Genomic DNA, 14,689 nt, shown 5'->3' on the forward strand with positions numbered 1-14,689 from the left:
GGGTCGAACGCGCAAGGCGCCCAATCATATCCGTTCGGATAGGCGGATTGCCGCGCGGCAGCCCATCCTGATCGCAGCCGACAGCAAAGGATAGGCCGGCGCGCGCTCCGCTCCTGCCGCGAGCGCCGTTTCGCGATGCTCGACTTCCTCTGCCTGGAACTCCGTGATGATCCCGCCCAGCTCGGGATCGTCATCACCTAATTGGGCGAGCTGTGCACCATAATGAAGGTCGATCTCAGTCTCGACCGCCGCGGTGCACGCCATCGCCGCCTCGGGCCCGATCAGCGCCGTGGCCGCGCCAAGTGCGAAGCCCGCGACGTTCCAGAACGGCTCAAGCAAGGTCGGCCGCACCCGGCGCTCGACCAGCAGCGCATCCAGCCGGGCGCGATGCCGCTCTTCTTGCGCTGCCATGTGGGAAATGGCGCGTGCCGTCGGATGGCGAGCGCCCATGACCGCCAATTGGCCGGCATAGATGCGGGTCGCGCCGAATTCCCCGGCTTGATCGACCCGCACCATGGCGGCGCGCTCCTTCGCGCTGCTCATGCCGCCCTCGGCTTGGTCAAAGCGAGCACGAGAACGGCGATTCCGCCCGCGATCGAAAAGAGCGCATTCCATCCAGCCAGGCTGATCTTGAACAGCGTCCATTGCGGGACGTCGCACCGGATCAACGGCTGGGCGAGGATCGACTTCAACAGATCGGTGCCCGTGCCGCGGGCAAAGCCGGTGCAATGCTCCGGCCCCTTCCACCAGCCATATTCGGCGCCGGCATGATAGACACCCAGCCCGCCGCTCGTCAGGATCAGAAGGGCCGCCAGGATCGTCAGCGGAAGGCTGAGCGCGGTCTTGCGGAGCAGGATCGCCAGCAGCGCGGCGACGATCGCCGCATAATGCGGCCAGCGTTGCCACATGCACATTTCGCAGGGGCTAAGACCGCCAAGATATTGCGACCCGAGCGCACCCGCCATGAGGCCGAGCGGGATCAACAATGCCAGCATACGGGCAGGCGAAAGCATCAGCGTTTGCCCTTCGGCTTCGGGGTAGCGGTGGCGCTGTTCATCGCCACCTGCACGGCCGGGCTGGCGAGCCGCGCGATCGTCTTGACCGCATAATCGAGCTGAAAATCGTCCACGCCGGCTTTCTTCAGGCTTTCCGGGGTCGCCGTAAACCGCGGATCGGGCGTGGTGTCGCTCTCCAGCACGCTATTGTCGACCTTGGCCTGGTTGAGCAGGTGGCGGCGTAGATCGGCTTCGCGCAGACGCGGGCGGGCCTTGTAATCGGGATCGGAAAGCTGCGGGACAAGGATGTCCGGCTCGACGCCGCCTTCCTGCACCGACCGGCCGGATGGCGTGTAATAACGCGCTGTCGTGAGCCGCAGCGCGGTATCGTCGCTCAGCGGCAGCAGCGTCTGCACCGATCCCTTGCCGAAACTGCGTTCGCCCATGACGATCGCGCGGCGCTGATCCTGCAGGGCTGCCGCGACGATCTCCGCCGCCGACGCCGAACCCGCATCGACAAGCACCACGATCGGCAGGCCGTGGGTCAGATCGCCGCGCACCTTGGACTCGGCGAAATAACGCTCGATGTCGCCCTTTTCGCGACCGCGCTGCGAGACGATCTCGCCATGGTCGAGGAAGATATCCGATACCTCGATCGCCTGATCCAGCAATCCGCCAGGATTGTTGCGAAGGTCGATGACATAGCCCAGCGGATGCCCACCGGTCTGGCGGTTGATGTCCGCAATCGCTTTTTCGACGCCCGGGCCGGTTGGCTTCGAGAAACCATTGATGTTGATGATGCCGACGCCGTTCTTGACCTCTGACTTCACCAGCTTGATCTCGATGATCTCGCGCGTCAGCGTCACGTCGAACGGCTTGTCGCGGCCGGGACGCACGATCGTGAGCTTGATCTTGGTCCCAGGCGTGCCACGCATCTTGTCGACCGATGCGTCCAGCGAATCCCCGTAGATCAAGTTGCCATCGAGGTTGGTGATATAATCGCCCGGCTTGATTCCGGCGCGATAGGCCGGCGTGTCCTCGCTCGCCGCGACGACCTTCACCGCGCCCTCGTCCATCTGCACGGTCAGGCCTAAACCGCCATAATTTCCCTCCGTGGTGGAGCGCATGTTCTTATAGTCATGCGCATCCATGTAGGAGCTGTGCGGATCGAGGCTGGACAACATGCCGTCGATCGCGCCCTTGATCAGGGCCTTGTCGTCGACCTTGTCGACATAATCCGCCTTCACCCGCTCGAACACGGCCATGAATTGATCGAGTTCCTTATAGTCGTCGGCATCGCTCGCCGCGGGCGCAGCGACCAGCGAGGACAAGACGAGGGCCGCGGCCACGAAGCCGCCGCCGCGGATCAGGATTTTACGCATCGGGACGGGAATCTTTCATCGGTTGCTGTCGCTGTAGACGCTTCGCGCCGCACGTGAAACCGCATTGCAACAGCATCCCTGTATAGAGGCTTGCTGGCGTCATTGCAGGATCATCGCCGCGACATCCACCGGCCGCCCGGCATGATGGAGCTCGATCGTGAGCCGCGGCATCGTGCGCGCCATATGCCCGACCGGCCGGCCGGCATCGACGATGTCCCCGCCGCTGGCCGTCACCAGCTCCAGCCCCGCCAGCAGCGTCGTCCAGCCATGGCCATGATCCAGGATCACGATGTCGCCATAGCCCCGAAACGGCCCGGCATAGGCGACACGCCCGCGTGCCGGCGCCGATACGGTCGCGCCAGGTGGCGTTTGGAGCGTCAGGCCTCGCGCCCGCACCCCCACATCGGATTGTTCTCCCATTCCCACCAGCACCGTTCCCGGCGCCGGCAGGCGGTATGCGCCGACCGGGCGTGGGTACTGTATGTCGGTCGACGTTGGTCCCGGCAAAGCCTTTAGCCGGTCGATCACGGCATCATTCTGCGCCGGCGCGGCGCGGAAGCGGCTGTCGAGCAAGGCGGCAAGCATCTGCTCGGTCTCCGCCCGCAACGCAGCGGTCTTCACGATGTCGCGGCGGAGCGCTGCCGTGCGGCGGCGGATCTCCGGCGCAAGCGCCGCGATCAGGGCGCGGGTGCGCACCATCTCGTCGATCGTCTCCGGCTTGGCCAACGCCATGGCCGGCGGACGCAAGGCCAGCCGTTGCGCCGTCGCCAGCAGGGCTGCCAGCGGCGCCTGTTGTGCCGCCAGTTGCGCTTCCTGCGCCCGTACCGCGCGATCCAGGTCGCGCAGTCGCGCCTCGACCGAAGCCTGGGACAGCGGGGCGGCGGCCAGGGCAAGCGCGACCAACATCACCCCTCGCGATGATAAGGGTGGCCGGCAAGGATGCTGCTGGCGCGCCACAATTGTTCGGCCAGCATGGCGCGGGCCATCATGTGCGGCCAGGTCATCGCGCCGAAGCTGATCAGCAGATCGGCCTGGGCGCGGGCGTCGTCGTCGAATCCATCCGCCGCCCCGATCAGGAACCGCGTCTCGCGCACGCCATCATCGCGCCAGCGGCCGAGCTGATCGGCAAAGGCGATCGAGTTCAGGCTCTTGCCTTTCTCATCGAGCAGGACGGTTTTGGCGCCGGTGGGCAGGGGCGGCATCTTGCCGCCGCGATCGGGCAGCTCGGTGACCTTCGTCGGCCAGGCGACGCGCACGAGGTAGCGATCAACCAGATCCGCCTCGGCGCTGCGGCCGATGCGGCCGCGCGCCACGATATGCAGCAGCACTTAGTTCGCGACAGCCTCGGGGCGCGGCGCCTCTCCGAACGACCACATACGCTCCAGATTATAGAAGCTGCGGACTTCCGGCCGGAACAGGTGAACGATGACGTCGCCGGCATCGATCAGGACCCAATCGGCGGTCGGCATGCCTTCCACCCGAGGAGACCGGCCGGTCAGGCCCTTGATCTTCTCGACCAGCTTGGCGGCCATCGAACTGACCTGACGGCTGGAGCGGCCGGACGCCACGACCATATGATCGGCGATCGACGACTTCCCGGCGAGCGGGATAGATACGGTTTCAACTGCCTGATCGTCGTCGAGCGAGGCAAGGACCAGCTGATGGAGCGCCTCGATACTGTCGGCCGGATCGGTCGGGTTGCTTGCTGCGGGCTCGGCAGCGGAACGTGGAACGTTGGCGGGCAAAGAACCTCCTACGAGAGCAGACGGCGCGACACGCGGTCGCGCAGGCCATGGGTTTTGATGGACGAAGACCAGTCGGGACGAAGGGCGCGCAGCCGCGTCGCTGAAGATGGATCGGGGCGGAAGCGCAGCAGCACGAGCGCCGGCGGACTCCAGATCGTCCAGTTTTTCAAATGGCTTGAGCGCCGGACGTAACGCCTGAGCCAGCCCATAGCCGGAGCGTTTTGGGCGAGCCCATCATACCCCGGACGGGCGATCACCGCAATCGGCATCGTGCGCGCAATGGTCCGCCAGTCGCGCCACCGGTGAAACTGGGCGAGATTGTCCGCGCCCATCAGCCATATGAAACGGCGATGCGGGTAACGTTTTACCAGCTTGCGCAACGTGTCGGCGGTATAGCGCGTGCCGAGTTGCGCCTCGATCGTGGTTGGGACGATGCGCGTGCCCCGCGCCATGCGGTTGGCCGATGCCAGGCGCACCGCCAGCGGCGCCATATCGCTTTTGCCCTCCTTCAACGGATTGCCCGGCGACACCAGCCACCACAGCGCGTCCAGGCCAAGTGCCTCCATCGCATGCAGGCTGATCCGGCGGTGGCCGGAATGGGCGGGATTGAACGATCCGCCGAGAATGCCGGTCGGTATCAAGGTCGGACTTGGCCTGTGCCTTTCACGCGCCATTTGTAGGTTGTGAGCCCCTCCAGCGCCACTGGGCCCCGGGCGTGCAGGCGGCCGGTCGCGATCCCGATCTCCGCGCCCAACCCGAACTCGCCGCCGTCGGCGAACTGGGTTGAGGCATTCCAGGCAACGATGGCGCTATCCACTTCGTTGAGGAAGCGTTCCGCAGTCGCCTCATCCTGCGTCACGATCGCGTCCGTGTGATGCGATCCATGCGTCGCGATGTGCGTCATGGCGCCCTCCACCCCATCGACCAACGTCGCCGACAGGATCGCGTCGAGATATTCCGTGTCCCAATCCTCGGCCGTAGCGGCCACCGCCCGCGGCTCGATCGCGCGAATTTCCTCCGTGCCGCGCAGTTCGCATCCGGCGTCGACGATCGCCGACAGGATGGGGGCTGGGTCGGCAAAGGCGCGGTCGATCAGCAATGTCTCGGTTGCTCCGCAAATGCCGGTTCGGCGCATCTTGGCGTTGAGCGCGATCGTACGCGCCATTTCGGGCTCCGCCGCCTTGTCGATATACAGATGCACGATGCCGTCGAGATGCGCCAGAACCGGCACCTTCGCCTCCGCCTGAACGCGTGCGACCAGGCTCTTGCCGCCGCGCGGCACGATGATGTCGATCAGCCCGGATGCAGCGAGCATCGCGCCGACGGCCGCGCGATCGGAGACGGGAACGAGCTGGATGGCGTCCTCCGGCAGGCCCGACGCGGCAAGCCCCTGTTGCAGCGCCTGGTGGATGGCGCGATTGCTCGATCGTGCTTCGGAGCCGCCACGCAGGATCGCGGCGTTGCCCGCCATCATCGCCAGCCCGCCGGCATCGGCCGTAACGTTCGGCCGGCTCTCATAGATGATACCTACCACACCCAGCGGCACCCGCACGCGCGAGAGGATCAGCCCATTGGGACGGGTATCGCGGTCGATTTCCTGGCCGACCGGATCGCGCAGGCGAGACACGGCTTCGAGACCGGCCGCAATGCCTTCGATCCGTTCGGGCGTCAGCTTCAGCCGATCGAGCATCGCGGCGGACAGGCCGTTCGCCGTGCCGCGCGCCATATCCTCGCCATTGGCGGAAAGGATGGCGTCGGTACTTTCCCGGATCGCCGCCGCCGCCGCCGCTAAAGCGGCCGCCTTGATCTCCGTGGGCGCCAGCGCAAGCTTGGCGGCGGCGCTACGCGCGCGCCGCCCCATCTCGATGATGAGCGCTTCGGGATCGATGGGAGCAGCCTCGGTCATGGCCAACTCCTAGCAGAATTCGTCCTGACGTCGAGCAAGAGCCTCTCGACGTGCGTCGCTCGCTGGGCAACAAGGACGCTCCAGCGGGGGCGGGGAACAGCAACATAATGGCAGGCACGGCAAGTATTGCGCATGGCGAGGGCGGACCTTGCGCCAATTGCGGGACCGAGCGGATCGGCCCTTATTGTCATGTGTGCGGACAATCCGGCCATCTTCACCGTAATCTGAACGCGCTGGTGCACGATATCGCGCACGGCGTCTTTCACTTCGAAGGGAAGGTCTGGCGCACCTTGCCCTTGCTCGCCTGGCATCCCGGCCGGCTGACGCGCCGCTACGTCGATGGCGAACGCGCCAAGTTCGTGTCCCCGATGGCGCTGTTCTTATTCTCGGTATTCCTGATGTTCGCCGTCGTCTCGAACCTGTCGAGCCATCGTGTCTCGCCTGGCGCGGCGGGCGCCCACATCAACAAGCCCGTGGCGGAAGAGCTTGCAAAGCAGAAGGCGGTGCTCGCGACCTTGCAAGGGGAGCGCGCCAAAACGGCGAACCCGGCGGAACGTGCCATATTGGACCGCCGGATCCAGGCGATCTCGGATGACATGCCGGGGCTGGAACGCGCGGCGCAGGTGGGCGCGATGATCCAGGATCCCCTGCATCCCGGCGAACATGGCATCCATATCAACACCGGCTGGTCGTGGTTTGACCAGAGCGTGCGTCACATGTCCGAAAATCCGGCGCTTACCATCTATAAATTCAAGACCTACGGCTACAAATATAGCTGGGCGCTTATCCCGATCTCGCTGCCGTTCATCTGGCTGCTCTTTGCGTTTCGGCGCGATGTTGGCCTGTATGATCATGCGATCTTCGCGATCTATTCGATCAGTTTCATGTCGCTCGGTGTCGTGCTCCTCACGCTGCTAGGGCGGCTGGGCCTCACGGCCCAATATATCGCCTTCCTCGCGATGCTCGTGCCGCCGATCCACATGTACCGGCAGCTGAAAGGCGCGTATCGGCTTGGTCGGTTCGGCGCCGCCTGGCGTACCTTCGCACTGCTGGTCATCACGACTATAACCCTGACGCTGTTCGTGGCGTTCCTGTTCTGGATGGGTAGTGATTAGGTGCCGGCGCGATGCTGGCGCCGCGAGCCTCTTGGCGCTAGGTGCCTAGAATCATGACGAATTTCCCCACGGATGGACAGGAGCCGGCGAGCGAATTGAGCGGCGATCGGCGATTTGAGCTGCTGGTCAATGCCGTTACCGATTACGCCATCTACCTCCTCGATACGCAGGGGCGCGTCGCCAGCTGGAATAGCGGCGCGCAGCGCTTCAAGGGCTATTGCGCCGACGAAATTATCGGCCGGCATTTCAGCCTGTTCTACACGCCGGAGGACCGCGCATCGGGGCTGCCCGCACGCGCGCTGCGGGCTGCGGCGGAAGAGGGCAAGTTCGAACAGGAAGGCTGGCGTGTCCGCAAGGACGGCACCCGCTTCTGGACCAGCGTCGTCATCGATCCGGTTCGGGATGCGGCAGGGTGCCTGATCGGCTATGCCAAGGTCACGCGCGACATCACCGATAAGCTGCAAGCGGCGCAGGCCCTGCACGCCAGCGAGCAGCGCTTCCGCCTGCTCGTGCAGGGCGTGCGCGATTACGCCATCTACATGCTCGATCCGGACGGGAATGTTTCAAACTGGAATGCCGGCGCGGCGCTGATCAAGGGCTATTCCGCCGACGAGGTGATCGGCACGCATTTCTCGCGTTTCTACACCGAAGAGGATCGCGCCGCGGGGGAGCCTGCGCGGGCGATCGCGACGGCGTTGTCCGACGGCAAATATGAAACCGAATCCTGGCGCGTCCGCAAGGATGGCACCCGTTTCCGCGCCAGCGTCCTGATCGATCCGATCCATGACGAGACCGGCACGCTGATCGGCTTTGCCAAGGTGACGCGCGATCTGACCGAACGGTGGAAGGCGCAGCAAGAGGTTCAGTCCGCGCGGGAGGCGCTGGCCCAATCGCAGAAGATGGAGGCGATCGGTCGCCTCACCGGCGGGGTGGCGCATGATTTCAACAATCTGCTCACCGTGATCCGCGCCTCGGCCGATCTTCTGGCGCGCCCTGATCTGCCGGAGGAGAAGCGCCAGCGTTACCTGCAGGCTATTTCCGAAACGGCGGAACGGGCCGCGCATCTGACCGGGCAATTGCTTGCCTTCGCGCGCCGTCAGCCGCTCCGGCCGGAGCAGTTCGATGTCGCCGCCCGGCTGCGCGGCATGGGGCAACTCATCCAGACGACGCTCGGCTCACCGATATCCGTGCAGTATGAGATTGACGATCAGGTCGGCGCCGTCGAAGCCGATCCTAATCAGTTTGAGACCGCCATCCTCAATATGGCGATCAACGCGCGTGACGCCATGCCCGCCGGGGGGGCGCTCCGGATCGGGGCAAAACGGGTCGATGGTGTGCCCGCGCTACGCCGTCACGCCGCCGTCAAGGGCCCCTTCGTGGGGGTCTGGATCGAGGATAACGGCACCGGCATCGATGATGCCACCCTGCTGCGGATCTTCGAGCCTTTCTTCACCACCAAGGACATCAACAAGGGAACCGGACTGGGGCTCAGCCAGGTCTATGGCTTCGCCAAGCAATCCGGCGGCGACATTGCGGTGGACAGCATGGTGGGGCGCGGCACGCGCTTCACCCTCTATCTGCCGCGCCTCCATAGCTTCTATGAGGAACTGATCCCCCCCATTGCGGAGCCGGAGCCGGCAACCATACAGCGTCGTGTCCTGCTGGTGGAGGATAATGAGGCGGTGGGCGGCTTTGCCCGCAGCCTGCTGGAAGAACTGGGCCAGCAGGTCACCTGGGCCACCGGCGGTGAACAGGCCCTGCGCATTTTGGAAGAGCGCCGCGATGCCTTCGACCTTGTCTTCTCGGACGTCGTCATGCCGGGCATGAACGGCGTCGACCTAGGCCGCGAAGTCCGCCGCCGCTGGCCCGATCTGCCGATCGTCCTGACCAGCGGCTACAGCCACGTCCTCGCCGAAGAAGGCAGCCACGGCTTCGACCTGCTGCAAAAACCCTACACAGTGGACGGCTTGCTGGGCGTGATCCGCGGCAAGGCGGGTGGCTGACCTTAGAGCGGCGCCGCGCCGGAATTCGGCTGAGATAATCAATAAGGCGTAATTGTTTATCTCTAGAATCGTAGATAACGCGGCAAGGTATAGGTTCATCTATATGAGAAATAGCTTAATGTAAGGCGATGCCTCACGCGAAATTGCTGTATTGTCATTAGCTATCTTTCCAATGTTGCGAGCTTGGAAGGCGCGTTAACAATCCATCATGACTAACAAATATCGGTCCATTACCAACCAGGGAATCAACCACATTACCAGAAAGGAAGAAATCGCGAGTATTATAAAAAAATAGCCATCCATTATTTTTTTCAATTGTCAAATTATCCAAGATGATAAAATCATCATTGTTTTCTTTGCCGAGGCGCTTCACCTCTTCGTCTGCTAGAATTCTCGCTTTTTCTAAAGAAATTTTCATCAATTTGTCCTTAGCAATCTAAAGCTGTCGAATCCACTTACATCGGCGGCTTTACCGGTTTGACCGTCTAAAAAGCGTACGATTCCTTTCTGATTTGTAACATTGAATACATGACCGACGTTAGTCCCGCGAGACCCAAAAACAATTCCTCGTGATCCTGGGCCTGATTCTTGCATGGCGGATGAAATATTTTGGATAGATGTTTCGGGTCCAAACTTATTTCCAAACTCTTTTTCTAAAACTGTTAGTCGAAACGGGCCTCCGCCGAGCGCTGAAGCTGGCCTACCGGCGAGGGTCGCATCTGTAGCTATTGCGCAATTGACGCAGTTCATGTCGCCGCCGACAGCATTTATGTTCCGGATCGTTCCTGCCTCTTGCTCTGCCGCAAGTACGTTGTTCGCGGGCCCCGCTCTGCCACCTCGGGCCGCTCCCCGCCCAGCAAGACCAACCATCATCGCGGATAGAGTAAGCTCTGCCGCAATTTGCTTGTCCGTTCCCTCCCCAAAGGCTGTGCCGCTGAGCTTATGCACAGCCTTGCCGATCGGCCCGCTCGCATACCAGCCGACCAGTGCAACTGCGGGACCAAAGAGAACTGCCGCACTACAAAGCCCGATGAGCTGCACCGTCTTGTGCATCCTGTCGGACACCTCGGGGGAGATGGTGTCCGTTGTCTTCGTCGGACCGCCGATAAAAACATTGGGTGAGCCTTCCAGGATCACCGCATCGCAGGCGGTGCGGTCGCCTTTCCGAGCGGCCGGCATGCCGTTGATGAATACCGTGAAGCTGCCTTGAGCCACCGGAGGATGGGCGGGATGCCATCGGCAATCGACCAAGTCCAAATGCGCACGGGCTGCTGGGCGGCCGTTTATGAACACATTGGGTGAACCGGGCATGGCAATCTCGCCCGTTACCACTTTCATAAAGGAGAAATGGCCCGCCAATTCTCCCATGCCTGCGCCGGTGGCGACGCCTAATCCGGCCGCACCCAGGAGGACGGGAATGGAAACCGGTGCGGTCACTATTGTCACCGCCCCTGCCACCACGCCGCCGACCACCGCGCCCACGATCAACATGCTGCGCGATCGCGTATGCTGGATCGGATCGCGCAGGCGGGCGGCGGCTTCTGCCATCAGTCGGACGAATCGTCTGGGGCGCGAAAACGCAGCGTCGCCAGCAGCTCGGTGAAACCCGCGACATGCCGTGGGCGGGCGTCGCTGGTTGCGGTTGCCGCAATCTGATGCAGTAAACGCCCGGAAAGGCCCTCATGTATCAGCGCTGCCTGCCGCTGAAACAGCTGCCGTCCTTCCTGAACCCATTCGAACTGCAGGATGACAGCGTCTTCGCCGGCGACCTTGTCCGGCTTGCGCAAGTTCAGCGTGAATGCGTCGAGCGACTGTTGAAGATCGTGGACGATGCGATCGACCATCTCGTCCAAGGTCTCGTCTTCGATCGGCACTTTCGAGACGACGACGCTGAAGGGACTGGGGCCCTCGGGCGCCACCGTGAACAGGTGGTAAGTGCGATCGAAAAGCCAGTCCGGCCGTTCGAAACCCAATTCGTTGGTTCGATGCCGCACACTTTGCTCCCCCCGGTGTCTCCGCCGCAATGCGCTGTGCAGCTTTCCGGGAAATGCGTAGCCGTCATATTGGTGGCAAGAAGACCAGGGGGTCATCAACCGTTTCGGATGAAATAGCCGAAGCGGGCGCAATCTCCGCTTCGATTTTACCTGGAATCAGTTCGGATTATCCTCGGCTCGGTCCCAGTGAACGAACAACGCCCGAGGCCTGAAGCCCCGGGCGTCGTTGGTTCATTCGTTCGGTATCTGCCAACGGAAGCGATCGACCCGACGTGCCGTCACGGCGTTACCGTCCGCGTCGAGCGCCGGCGTGAAGTGGGCGCGGCGGGCGTAGAGGCGGCAGGTTGTGTCATCCAGCATCTGGCTACCGCTCGATTGCGTGACCTCGCAGGATTGCACCTTGCCGTCCGCCCCGATGGTGGCGGCGATCACGACTGTGCCGCTGATGCCCTGGCGCAGTGCGGCGCTGGGATAATCCTGGGTCGTGATCCAGCGCAGGCGATCGGCGCCCGGCACCGCCGCGCGGCTTAGGTTTGGCTTGGGTGGATTTACGGGCAGCACGACGGGGCCACTCGTTGGGCCGGCGCCCAGGTCCACGGTGGTCACCGTCGGGACGATCGTTTCTTGCGGCCGCAGGACCTCTTCGTTGCGCACGGGAGGAAGGGTCGTTGGTTGAGGAGTGCGCGTCGTCTTCTGCACGGGCATGTCACGCGGTGGCGGTGGCGGGGGATCATCCGGCAATATTTGGCCGACGGTCACAATCGGGATATCCCGAATTACTTTCATCGCTAGGCCGCTTATAAGACCATAGGCGATGGCGACGTGAACGCCGATGACGGCGGCGATGGATGCTGGGCTGCTCCTCTTGGTCTGATCCGTATAGGACATGGCGCATTCCTCTCACGCGGGGCGCCGTGGGCGGATTACAGTGTCCGTCTTGCGGCACTCACCATGGAAGAAGCTCTGCCTGATGCAGGAACTTGTCAACTAACATTATCTGGCGTCTTCGACCCGGCCGGAAGCGTCAGGAAGCCGACGCAACCGGCAGCGATGGCCAGCCCCGCACCGATTAGCGCGGCGGCGTGGAACGCCGCGATCAGCCCCGTGCCGGATTGCGCGATCACGGCGCCGGCAAGCGCGGTCGCGATCAACCCGCCCGTGCGTGCGATGGCGCTGTTGAAGCCGGAAGCCGTGCCCGTATGGGCATCGTCGACCGACGAAAGCACGGCGGTCGTCAACGGCGCGACCGCACCCGCAAGGCCCAGGGCAAGCACCGCCATGCCGGGCAATATGCTGGTCCAATAGCTGGCCTGCGGTTCGACCCGCACCAGCAGCGCGAAGCCAAGCCCCGCCACGATCGGCCCGAGCGTGAGCGGCAGGCGCGGCCCCACGCGCTCGGCAATCCGCCCCATCAGTCGCGATCCGAAGCCGATCCCGATCGAGAAGGGCAGCAGCGCCGCACCCGCCTGCAAGGGCGAATAACCGCCCCCCACGATCAGGACGTAAGGCAGCAACAGGATGAGACCGCCGAGCGCGGCATATAACAGGAAGGTCAGTAGCGTGAGCCCGCCAAAGGCGCGCGAACCGAACAGCTGCAGCGGCATCATCGCACGTTCGCCACGCCGATGCTCGGTCCAGAGGAACAGCGCCATTGCGCTTAGGCCCGCCGCGATTCCGATCCACACGTTTGCCGAGAGCGCATGTGTGCTGGACCACAAGGTCAATGCCCAGGTGAGCGCGAACAAGGCGGCGGTGGCGAGGGCGGCGCCGGCCCAATCGAGCGGTTGACGGCCTTCACCGCTCTCGCGAACCGCCAGCAGTGCGATTGCGATCGCGGCCGTTGCCATGGGTACGTTGAGCAGGAAGATCGGCCGCCACCCGATCGTCCCGACCAGCCATCCGCCGAGCGCGGGTCCGATCGCGCCGGCAATGGCGCCTGCGGCCGCCCATGTGCCGATGGCGCGCCCTTTCGCTTCGCCGGTGAAGGCATTGCCCAGGATTGCGAGGCTGTTGGGCAGCAGGATGGCCGCGCCGATGCCCTGCACCGCGCGTGCGGCGAGGAGCAGGTTCAGCTCGCGCGCCAGGGCGCAGCCGATCGAGGCCAGCGTGAACAGGGTGATGCCGATCACCAGCAGCCGACGGCGCCCGAAATGGTCGCCCGCAGCGCCGCCCATCAGCAGCAAGGCGGACAGGGGCAGCATATAGGCGTTGATCGTCCACTGCAGCCCCGATGCATCGCCGCCCAGACTATGTCCGATCGCGGGGAGGGCGACGTTGACGACCGATCCGTCGATGAACGCCAGGCTGGATGCCAGGATCGTGGCCGCCAAGGTCCAATTGGGATGCCGCAAAGGCGGCGACCTGTGGCGACTGCTCGACGCTGGTGGCGCCATTCGTCTTTCCTCCTGTAACCAAGCCGCGCTAGCACGCATCATGCCTCTTTACAGCGCCACCCTGCCCGCCGCTGCCGATCTTTACGGAGACATTGAGCCCGCGCCCAAGGTGCGCTGGGTAAATTACCTCCCCGGTCTTTTCGTGGCGGCCCTGGCCTCGCTTGCCTCCGCCTATCTGGCCGAACATTACGGCGCGCCCCTTACGCTGATGGCGCTGCTGGTGGGGCTCGCGCTCAACTTCCTCAGCGCCGACGCGCGGCTACTGCCGGGTCTGGCCTTCGCATCCCGTACCTTGCTGCGTATCGGCATCGTGCTGGTCGGCGCGCGGATCACGCTGGAACAGGTGGCAGGGCTCGGCTGGACCGCGCTGGCCGCGATCGTCGCGATCGTGGCGGCCACTATGGCCGCCGGCATACTAATGGCGCGGCGTGGTGGACACGGCGCCGCTTTCGGGGCCTTGGCAGGTGGCGCGGTGGCCATCTGCGGTGCATCGGCGGCAATGGCACTCGCGACCGTGCTCGGCGAAAAGCGCGTCAGCCAGGCGCAACTCGCGCTGGTGCTGGTCGGCATATCCGCCATGAGCGCGGCGGCGATGGTTGCTTATCCGATCCTGTGCCATCTGCTCGGTTTCGATGATCGGCAGGCCGGCTTTGTGCTCGGCGCCGCCATTCACGACGTCGCCCAGTCGCTGGGTGCGGGCTATGCCTTCTCTCCGGTGGCGGGGGAGAATGCGACGATCGTCAAGCTGACGCGGGTCGCGTTGCTCGCGCCGGCGCTCGCCGTGACCGGCTATATCTTCCCGCAACAGGGCGGGAAGGGACCCAGCGCCTTCCGCATACCCTGGTTCGTGGTGGGTTTCTTCCTGTTGGCTGCCGTGAATTCCACCGGCATCGTGCCGGTCTCGGTCGGGCGGGGGGCGACCAATGTGGCGACGGCGTTGCTGATATGTGCGGTGACGGCGACCGGTATCCGGTCCCCGATGCAGTCCTTGCTGAAGAGCGGTCCGAAGCCGCTGCTCGTCATCGTTGCCGCGAGCCTGCTTGCACTCGGGCTTGCCTGCACGGCCGCGGCCACCTTGTTGTAAGTCTTCGGGCTACGGCCAATCGGGCCCGCCGCAGGGTAGGTTGCCGCCTAAAAAAGGCGGCCAGTGCGGCCG

At 64.0% G+C, this 14,689-nt stretch carries 16 protein-coding genes; 3 read left to right on the forward strand and 13 right to left on the reverse strand.

Annotated elements, in window-relative coordinates; all coding sequences use genetic code 11:
* Nucleotides 1–24: 24 nt before the first annotated feature.
* The 8 genes from ACOJSI_RS18295 to ACOJSI_RS18330 form a co-directional block, all read right to left on the reverse strand.
* Nucleotides 25–543: a demethoxyubiquinone hydroxylase family protein gene (locus ACOJSI_RS18295; RefSeq protein WP_420139746.1), complete on the reverse strand. Its 519-nt coding sequence runs from the start codon at nt 541–543 to the stop codon at nt 25–27.
* Nucleotides 540–1,013 (reverse strand): disulfide bond formation protein B, encoded by a 474-nt coding sequence (locus tag ACOJSI_RS18300; protein WP_420139747.1) that lies wholly within the window; start codon nt 1,011–1,013, stop codon nt 540–542. Before ACOJSI_RS18300 ends, ACOJSI_RS18295 begins: the two co-directional genes overlap by 4 nt.
* Entirely contained in the window at nt 1,013–2,377 is a 1,365-nt protein-coding gene (locus ACOJSI_RS18305; protein WP_420139748.1) for a S41 family peptidase, read from the reverse strand. Before ACOJSI_RS18305 ends, ACOJSI_RS18300 begins: the two co-directional genes overlap by 1 nt.
* Nucleotides 2,378–2,476: 99 nt before the next feature.
* A complete protein-coding gene (locus ACOJSI_RS18310) occupies nt 2,477–3,283 on the reverse strand; it encodes a murein hydrolase activator EnvC family protein (protein ID WP_420139749.1) in 807 nt (268 codons plus the stop codon).
* Nucleotides 3,283–3,705, reverse strand: coding sequence for a 23S rRNA (pseudouridine(1915)-N(3))-methyltransferase RlmH (locus ACOJSI_RS18315; protein ID WP_420139750.1), 423 nt, complete (start codon nt 3,703–3,705; stop codon nt 3,283–3,285). The genes ACOJSI_RS18310 and ACOJSI_RS18315 overlap by 1 nt, the downstream gene beginning before the upstream one ends.
* The gene (gene rsfS / locus ACOJSI_RS18320) at nt 3,706–4,053 is read right to left on the reverse strand and encodes a ribosome silencing factor (protein ID WP_420139788.1); all 348 of its coding nucleotides are present in this window, start codon (nt 4,051–4,053) and stop codon (nt 3,706–3,708) included.
* A 77-nt stretch (nt 4,054–4,130) separates the two neighbouring features.
* Nucleotides 4,131–4,796, reverse strand: coding sequence for a nicotinate-nucleotide adenylyltransferase (locus tag ACOJSI_RS18325; protein WP_420139751.1), 666 nt, complete (start codon nt 4,794–4,796; stop codon nt 4,131–4,133).
* Nucleotides 4,760–6,028, reverse strand: coding sequence for a glutamate-5-semialdehyde dehydrogenase (locus ACOJSI_RS18330; RefSeq protein WP_420139752.1), 1,269 nt, complete (start codon nt 6,026–6,028; stop codon nt 4,760–4,762). The genes ACOJSI_RS18325 and ACOJSI_RS18330 overlap by 37 nt, the downstream gene beginning before the upstream one ends.
* A 107-nt stretch (nt 6,029–6,135) precedes the next feature.
* On the opposite strand from ACOJSI_RS18330, the gene ACOJSI_RS18335 reads away from it, so the two are divergent.
* Together ACOJSI_RS18335 and ACOJSI_RS18340 are read left to right on the forward strand one after the other, a co-directional pair.
* Nucleotides 6,136–7,143 (forward strand): DUF3667 domain-containing protein, encoded by a 1,008-nt coding sequence (locus ACOJSI_RS18335; RefSeq protein ID WP_420139753.1) that lies wholly within the window; start codon nt 6,136–6,138, stop codon nt 7,141–7,143.
* Between the two features lie 53 nt (nt 7,144–7,196).
* A complete protein-coding gene (locus ACOJSI_RS18340; protein WP_420139754.1) occupies nt 7,197–9,146 on the forward strand; it encodes a PAS domain S-box protein in 1,950 nt (649 codons plus the stop codon).
* A 157-nt stretch (nt 9,147–9,303) separates the two neighbouring features.
* Here ACOJSI_RS18340 and ACOJSI_RS18345 read toward each other — a convergent pair whose 3' ends face one another.
* The 5 genes from ACOJSI_RS18345 to ACOJSI_RS18365 form a co-directional block, all read right to left on the reverse strand.
* Entirely contained in the window at nt 9,304–9,564 is a 261-nt protein-coding gene (locus tag ACOJSI_RS18345; protein ID WP_420139755.1) for a YrhB domain-containing protein, read from the reverse strand.
* A complete protein-coding gene (locus tag ACOJSI_RS18350; RefSeq protein WP_420139756.1) occupies nt 9,564–10,694 on the reverse strand; it encodes a PAAR domain-containing protein in 1,131 nt (376 codons plus the stop codon). Before ACOJSI_RS18350 ends, ACOJSI_RS18345 begins: the two co-directional genes overlap by 1 nt.
* On the reverse strand, nt 10,694–11,140 hold the full coding sequence (locus tag ACOJSI_RS18355; RefSeq protein ID WP_420139757.1) for a DcrB-related protein: 447 nt from the start codon (nt 11,138–11,140) through the stop codon (nt 10,694–10,696). Before ACOJSI_RS18355 ends, ACOJSI_RS18350 begins: the two co-directional genes overlap by 1 nt.
* Before the next feature lie 231 nt (nt 11,141–11,371).
* Nucleotides 11,372–12,028, reverse strand: coding sequence for an energy transducer TonB (locus tag ACOJSI_RS18360; protein WP_420139758.1), 657 nt, complete (start codon nt 12,026–12,028; stop codon nt 11,372–11,374).
* A gap of 95 nt (nt 12,029–12,123) precedes the next feature.
* Nucleotides 12,124–13,533: an MFS transporter gene (locus tag ACOJSI_RS18365; protein WP_420139759.1), complete on the reverse strand. Its 1,410-nt coding sequence runs from the start codon at nt 13,531–13,533 to the stop codon at nt 12,124–12,126.
* Between the two features lie 40 nt (nt 13,534–13,573).
* On the opposite strand from ACOJSI_RS18365, the gene ACOJSI_RS18370 reads away from it, so the two are divergent.
* Nucleotides 13,574–14,617, forward strand: a complete 1,044-nt coding sequence (locus ACOJSI_RS18370) for a YeiH family protein (protein ID WP_420139760.1) — start codon at nt 13,574–13,576, stop codon at nt 14,615–14,617.
* Nucleotides 14,618–14,689 lie beyond the last annotated feature (72 nt).

This window comes from Sphingomonas sp. (assembly GCF_048595155.1).
GTDB lineage: Bacteria > Pseudomonadota > Alphaproteobacteria > Sphingomonadales > Sphingomonadaceae > Sphingomonas_I.

Coding starts and splice junctions, on each gene's coding strand:
- ACOJSI_RS18295 (WP_420139746.1), bottom strand. CDS start 543: ATGAGCAGCGCGAAGGAGCGCGCCGCCATGGTGCGGGTCGATCAAGCC.
- ACOJSI_RS18300 (WP_420139747.1), bottom strand. CDS start 1,013: ATGCTTTCGCCTGCCCGTATGCTGGCATTGTTGATCCCGCTCGGCCTC.
- ACOJSI_RS18305 (WP_420139748.1), bottom strand. CDS start 2,377: ATGCGTAAAATCCTGATCCGCGGCGGCGGCTTCGTGGCCGCGGCCCTC.
- ACOJSI_RS18310 (WP_420139749.1), bottom strand. CDS start 3,283: ATGTTGGTCGCGCTTGCCCTGGCCGCCGCCCCGCTGTCCCAGGCTTCG.
- ACOJSI_RS18325 (WP_420139751.1), bottom strand. CDS start 4,796: ATGGCGCGTGAAAGGCACAGGCCAAGTCCGACCTTGATACCGACCGGC.
- ACOJSI_RS18330 (WP_420139752.1), bottom strand. CDS start 6,028: ATGACCGAGGCTGCTCCCATCGATCCCGAAGCGCTCATCATCGAGATG.
- ACOJSI_RS18335 (WP_420139753.1), top strand. CDS start 6,136: ATGGCAGGCACGGCAAGTATTGCGCATGGCGAGGGCGGACCTTGCGCC.
- ACOJSI_RS18340 (WP_420139754.1), top strand. CDS start 7,197: ATGACGAATTTCCCCACGGATGGACAGGAGCCGGCGAGCGAATTGAGC.
- ACOJSI_RS18345 (WP_420139755.1), bottom strand. CDS start 9,564: ATGAAAATTTCTTTAGAAAAAGCGAGAATTCTAGCAGACGAAGAGGTG.
- ACOJSI_RS18350 (WP_420139756.1), bottom strand. CDS start 10,694: ATGGCAGAAGCCGCCGCCCGCCTGCGCGATCCGATCCAGCATACGCGA.
- ACOJSI_RS18360 (WP_420139758.1), bottom strand. CDS start 12,028: ATGTCCTATACGGATCAGACCAAGAGGAGCAGCCCAGCATCCATCGCC.
- ACOJSI_RS18365 (WP_420139759.1), bottom strand. CDS start 13,533: ATGGCGCCACCAGCGTCGAGCAGTCGCCACAGGTCGCCGCCTTTGCGG.
- ACOJSI_RS18370 (WP_420139760.1), top strand. CDS start 13,574: ATGCCTCTTTACAGCGCCACCCTGCCCGCCGCTGCCGATCTTTACGGA.